Source organism: Nostoc sp. CHAB 5715 (assembly GCF_020829685.1).
Lineage (GTDB): Bacteria > Cyanobacteriota > Cyanobacteriia > Cyanobacteriales > Nostocaceae > Nostoc.
Genome location: NZ_JAIVFR010000561.1, coordinates 1 through 5,058, shown reverse-complemented (window position 1 = coordinate 5,058; position 5,058 = coordinate 1). Strand labels below are relative to the sequence as shown.

The 5,058-nt window shown below is 43.4% G+C and carries 6 protein-coding genes and 2 pseudogenes; 4 read left to right on the top strand and 4 right to left on the bottom strand.

The window, feature by feature from the left end; genetic code table 11:
* A pseudogene (locus tag LC574_RS26075) lies at window positions 1-154 on the bottom strand (low temperature requirement protein A); the annotation flags it as partial.
* Between LC574_RS26075 and LC574_RS26070 the strand changes: the two are divergent.
* The 4 genes and pseudogenes from LC574_RS26070 to LC574_RS26055 all read left to right on the top strand — a co-directional run.
* A pseudogene (locus LC574_RS26070) lies at window positions 124-1,386 on the top strand (ATP-binding protein); the annotation flags it as partial. The pseudogenes LC574_RS26075 and LC574_RS26070 overlap by 31 nt on opposite strands.
* A gap of 33 nt (window positions 1,387-1,419) precedes the next feature.
* Window positions 1,420-1,872 carry a hypothetical protein gene (locus LC574_RS26065; protein WP_229456433.1) on the top strand — a complete coding sequence of 151 codons (453 nt, stop codon included), beginning with the start codon at window positions 1,420-1,422 and terminating at the stop codon, window positions 1,870-1,872.
* A gap of 263 nt (window positions 1,873-2,135) precedes the next feature.
* A complete protein-coding gene (locus LC574_RS26060; RefSeq protein WP_094341107.1) occupies window positions 2,136-2,291 on the top strand; it encodes a DUF2256 domain-containing protein in 156 nt (51 codons plus the stop codon).
* Window positions 2,292-2,409: 118 nt separating this feature from the next.
* Complete coding sequence (locus LC574_RS26055; protein WP_229456432.1) at window positions 2,410-3,363, top strand: isoaspartyl peptidase/L-asparaginase; 954 nt, start codon at window positions 2,410-2,412, stop codon at window positions 3,361-3,363.
* On the opposite strand, the gene LC574_RS26050 is transcribed toward LC574_RS26055, so the two are convergent.
* The 3 genes from LC574_RS26050 to LC574_RS26040 form a co-directional block, all read right to left on the bottom strand.
* The gene (locus tag LC574_RS26050) at window positions 3,354-3,776 is read right to left on the bottom strand and encodes a DUF29 family protein (protein ID WP_229456431.1); all 423 of its coding nucleotides are present in this window, start codon (window positions 3,774-3,776) and stop codon (window positions 3,354-3,356) included. The two genes, LC574_RS26055 and LC574_RS26050, sit on opposite strands and share 10 nt — an antisense overlap.
* 277 nt (window positions 3,777-4,053) lie before the next feature.
* Entirely contained in the window at window positions 4,054-4,281 is a 228-nt protein-coding gene (locus tag LC574_RS26045) for a type II toxin-antitoxin system HicB family antitoxin (protein WP_229456430.1), read from the bottom strand.
* A gap of 47 nt (window positions 4,282-4,328) precedes the next feature.
* On the bottom strand, window positions 4,329-5,058 hold a 730-nt coding region (locus tag LC574_RS26040; RefSeq protein ID WP_267871680.1), incomplete at its 5' end, for a DapH/DapD/GlmU-related protein.

Sequence of the window (5,058 nt, the reverse complement as noted above, 5' to 3'; positions counted from 1 at the left end):
CATAGAATGTGGTGCCAATCCATGACCACCAAACTGGTATAAATAGAACTACAAACCCAAATAATCCTGATAGAGAGATATCCTCGTTGAGATTGTGGGCGAGTTGAGAAACTGCAACTACAAAAACATTTAGAACGTACAGCACTCGAACAAATAGCATTGATTCTGGGTTGTCCCTTAGCGGTACTGCTATCCTGGTCGCCTGGTGAAAATTGGGCAGAAATTATCCCTGGAGTGGTTGACAATAGCCTATTTGGGCTTTTTTCCGATGCATCTATTTCTATCCAGGCTGAGGCACTAATTCAGTGGGCACTTGCCACAGAAAGTTACCTGACTTTAAACGTAGATAATTTACCCTCCAAAACTCGAAAATGGTTGAATACTCCAGACAAAGGTCAAATTTTGGTGATGGCATTACGTACTAATGCTGATTATGAAATTACGGGTGTAGTGTTGTTAGCAGACTATCAAGAGCGTCACTGGTCAGAACAAAACCTCAGTGCGACCACAACTCTGATTTCTCAATTAGCCTGGTGGCGTCGTGAAAAGCAAATTACCCAACTTTTAGAATCCGCAACAGAAGATTTACGCCAACTTAACTGGTACAAACATCGCCGCTTAGAGGAAATCCAAAGAATAACGGCCCTATCCCTTAGACAAATACATGACTTGGGTATTCCTGCTAATGAACTGACTCAGATGCGCTACGAGCTATTGCTGCGGCAATTAGACCATACAGCCGCCTCCATGAGTGGAATGCTAAAACTTGAGCAATGGCAGTTACATATAAGTTGGGAAACTATGCCCATAGCTAGTTTACTAAAGCGATCGCTCGAACGCATTGAAAATTTACTTAAATACCAAAAGCTGTGGATTGGTGTACATGGTTTGGGGCAACAAATTGAAGAACAATCGCCAAAGAATTCTTCACTCGCCAGAGGTGTTCCTATCTCCAGCGCTCAATCCGCAATGGCGATCGCTGGTGATATTGTCAAAATTGAGTTAGTTATCCATGAATTATTAGTTAATGCCTGTAACCGTTCTCAAACCGGCGGCAGAATTGATATTTGGTGTCGCCGTTTGGATGCGTCAAAATCCTCAGATACAAAGTATTCTTCTGCAAGTGGAGAAACTGATCATCAGACATCGCTAGAACTGTCGATTACATACAACGGTGCGATCGAACCACAGCTATTAACAGAATTACATGATAATACACCCAAAGATGTGCTTGCTCCTTGCAAACTCGACCAACTACCAGGTTTACATTTGCTAATCTGTCAAAACCTCATGCAGGAACTAGGAGGAGAGTTGAATTTTTATCAATTACCAGATAATCGGGTAGTTAGCCGCTTGTTGTTGACCTTAGTTGGTCATAATTCTTAGTGCAGGCAGCTTTGTGTAAAACGGTTGTGTATTTTGACTCGTTCGTTGGGCTTTCCGGCTTATTTTCTCAGTCAAATTGAGTATTATCGAGACTGCTATGAGCGGACTCAGAGCGAACAAATTGAGCCAGACGAAAACATTCCCGATTTAATCCCAGAAGAAATTGGTTCTGGTAGGGAATTAAAACTAGCTTATCAAACTTTACTTTTAGCGATCGCTCTTGGGCTACTAACCCAGCATTCTCAAGGTGATTATCAATTCAACGGTCGGTCAATTGGTAAAAATCGAGAACAAATTACCTTAGCTTTAGCAACTGAGTTCACCTTTCAGGAACTCTATAGAGATTTAGAAGAACGTATTGAAACATTTGAACGTGATTTTATTTACCACAAATTACAGGAATTCGGAACATCTGCTTCATATTTAAATCCTTACGAAGTTAAGCTTTTAGATCATTTACTCTTGGAGTATAACCCTCTGAATTAGACTAGAACTTACGCAAAAAACCTTTCAAACTCTCATTCCTCCGTGTTCTCTGCGTCCTCTGTGGTAACCTGCGGCAAGCCGCTTTGCGTCTACGTTTTTCCATTGCTTGTGCGTAAGTTCTGTAAGAGATAGGTAAAAAAATAATTCTAAAGATAGATTGACAACACATTTGTTCGCCGAAAGTTTCCTCCCTTCCTAGCAAACTGGTTATAATTATTTTCCATCTCTCTCAGAAATCAAATTCTCATATACACAGCATTTATATGGGACGTGTTCGTTCTAAATCTGACCTACCGACAAAAATCTGTCCGGTATGTCAACGTCCTTTCACATGGCGTAAAAAGTGGCAAGATTGTTGGGACGATGTGAAATACTGCTCAGAACGTTGTCGTCGTCGCCGTTCTGAAGCGAAAACTTAAAGGGACTGGGGACTGGGAACTGGGGAATGGGGAATGAATTCTTCCCAATACCCAATCCCTAATCCCCAGTCCCTAATGAAACTAACCGCAACACAGACGCAAATAGCGCAAGAGATTAATGGAGTTACAGGTGCAACCTAAATTAATTATTCATGGGGGGGCTGGTAGTTCTCTCCACGGTAAAGGCGGATTGGAGGCGGTGCGCCGATCGCTCCATACAGTAATAGAAGAAGTCTATTCTCTACTATTATGCGGAGCAACTGCCTCACAGGCGGTGGTGCATGGTTGCCAAATGCTCGAAGATAACCCCCGCTTTAATGCTGGTACTGGTTCAGTACTACAATCTGATGGTCAAATCCGCATGAGTGCTTCCCTGATGGATGGCGCATTAGGGCGGTTTAGTGGTGTAATTAATATTTCGCGGGTGAAAAATCCCATTGAGTTGGCACAATTTTTACAAAACTCCCCAGACCGAGTGCTATCAGATTTCGGTTCGGCTGAGTTGGCGCGGGAAATGCAACTTCCCAGCTATAACGCTTTAACTGATTTGCGGTTACAAGAGTGGATACAAGAGCGCCAGGATAATTTTAAAAGCGCAATGGCTGGCGTGGTAGCAGAACCCGAACTGGTAGAAACCAGCAATGCCGGACGCGGAACCATCGGTGTGGTAGCTTTAGATGCATCTGGTAGGCTAGCTGCTGGCACTTCTACTGGTGGTAAGGGCTTTGAGCGGATTGGCAGGGTAAGTGATTCTGCGATGCCAGCCGGTAATTATGCTACTAGTAATGCTGGTGTTAGCTGTACTGGCATTGGCGAAGATATTATTGATGAGTGTTTAGCTCCCCGAATTGTAGTACGTGTCACTGATGGGATATCTTTGAAGGAGGCGATGCAGCGATCCTTTAGAGAAGCGCACCAGAACAAACGGGATTTGGGAGCGATCGCCTTAGATGCTAGTGGAGCGATCGCTTGGGGAAAAACCAGCGAAATCTTACTCGCCGCCTACCACAACGGCGAAAAAATTGGTGACACCTTGGAATGGACTGGCAACGAACTGATCGGCTATTGTTGAATCAGTTTCAGCGCTTCGGCTAAAGTTTCTTGCTGGTCAACCATTGCGGCCAATTCTTGGGCTTCATAACGCCCCTCAAAAGCTTCTAGCGCCGCTCTTTTCAGTGCCACTTGATATCCTTGTTCCAGAATATCCATTAATTCTGCTTGATTCAAGTAAAAACCACCGGATTTGCGGCGCTTGTTTATTTTGTTGATTTCACGGACTGTATTTTCTATCGAAACATCCCAAGAGCGAGTAGAACGTTTTTCGGCCTTTTGTTTAATTAAATGGATGAGCAGAATTACACCATAACTATCAATTTTATTGATTTTGTCACCGAGGCTCATTTCTTCTAACTCATCCACCAACAGCAGCGCCTCATGGATTTTGCCTTGTTCTAGAAATTGCCTCAGTTCTAGCAGTTCTTCCATACTAAATTGTGTTTGTCTTGCTCTGATTACTCAAATGGGACAAGCTAAAACCATACAAACCATTTGATTGTACTTGAGCGGTGAAATAATTAAGATACAAGGGTGCATTATTCAGAGCAAGCGCATTCATAAGCCACTGCGGTGGACGGGAACACCTGCATAAAGCAAGTGGCGTGCGTGGGGTATTGTTAATTGCGAACTTGTACTGAGCGTAGCCGAAGTATTGCGAATTGCGAATTGGAAATGACACACTTCCCCACCCGAAAGAACGCGCAGCTTACCCAACACTTACCTCTAGACGTGTAATAAAGACTTCTGTAATTAGCCGATCTTGGATTTCAGAGGGGTTAGCTGTCTCAAAAAATAATTCCAATGCCTCAACCAAATTACTGCGTGCTTCTTCGATAGTGTCACCTTGGCTAGCAATATCTAATTCTGGACAAAGTGATACATAGCCCTTTTCCTCACGCTCAATAATCGCGGTAAGTTGTTTTGTTTTCCTCATCTTTTACCTTTAGTTGAATCAGCTAATCTGATGATTTAATTATCGCTTTATTGGCTCTTTTTGCGCCAAGCTGGTTTCACCATCTGACGACTACGGGCAATTACTAAAGAATCATTAGGCACATCTTCTGTAACAGTGGAACCAGCAGCTACGTAGACATCATCTCCCAAGGTGAGTGGAGCCACTAAAACGCTATTGGCTCCAGTTTTTGTCCGATCGCCTATTTTAGTACGATGTTTCTTCACGCCGTCATAATTGGCAGTAATTGTACCGGCACCAATATTCACCTGATTGCCAACAACGCTATCACCTATATACGACAAATGTGCTGCATTCGTGCGATCGCCTAATTGAGTATTTTTCAATTCCACAAAATTCCCCACACGGCAATCAGCACCGACCTCTACCTGACCACGCAAATGAGCATAGGGACCAATTCGGCTTCCTACCTGCACAGTGCTATTTGTCACCACCGAATACTGCACCGTGACATTTTCAGCCAAGTGGCTATTTTCAATTAAACTTCCCGGCCCAATGTGACTTCCTGTTTGAATCACTGTATTTCCCCGCAGATGAGTTTGGGGTTCAATAATTACATCCGGCTGTAATTTTACAGTTTCATCAATGGTGATGCTTGTAGGGTCGATGAGAGTGACACCCGCTAGCATCCATTTTTCCTTGACTCGTTTTTGCAAAATTTCCGATGCTGTTGCTAGTTGCAAGCGATCGTTGATGCCGAGAATTTCTTGGTAATCTTCCACATCCGCTGCCATAACT

What these genes read in the sequence shown, in the direction of transcription:
- LC574_RS26060 (WP_094341107.1), top strand. Translation starts at nt 2,136, where the DNA reads ATGGGACGTGTTCGTTCTAAATCTGACCTACCGACAAAAATCTGTCCG.
- LC574_RS26055 (WP_229456432.1), top strand. Translation starts at nt 2,410, where the DNA reads ATGGAGTTACAGGTGCAACCTAAATTAATTATTCATGGGGGGGCTGGT.
- LC574_RS26050 (WP_229456431.1), bottom strand. Translation starts at nt 3,776, where the DNA reads ATGGAAGAACTGCTAGAACTGAGGCAATTTCTAGAACAAGGCAAAATC.
- LC574_RS26045 (WP_229456430.1), bottom strand. Translation starts at nt 4,281, where the DNA reads ATGAGGAAAACAAAACAACTTACCGCGATTATTGAGCGTGAGGAAAAG.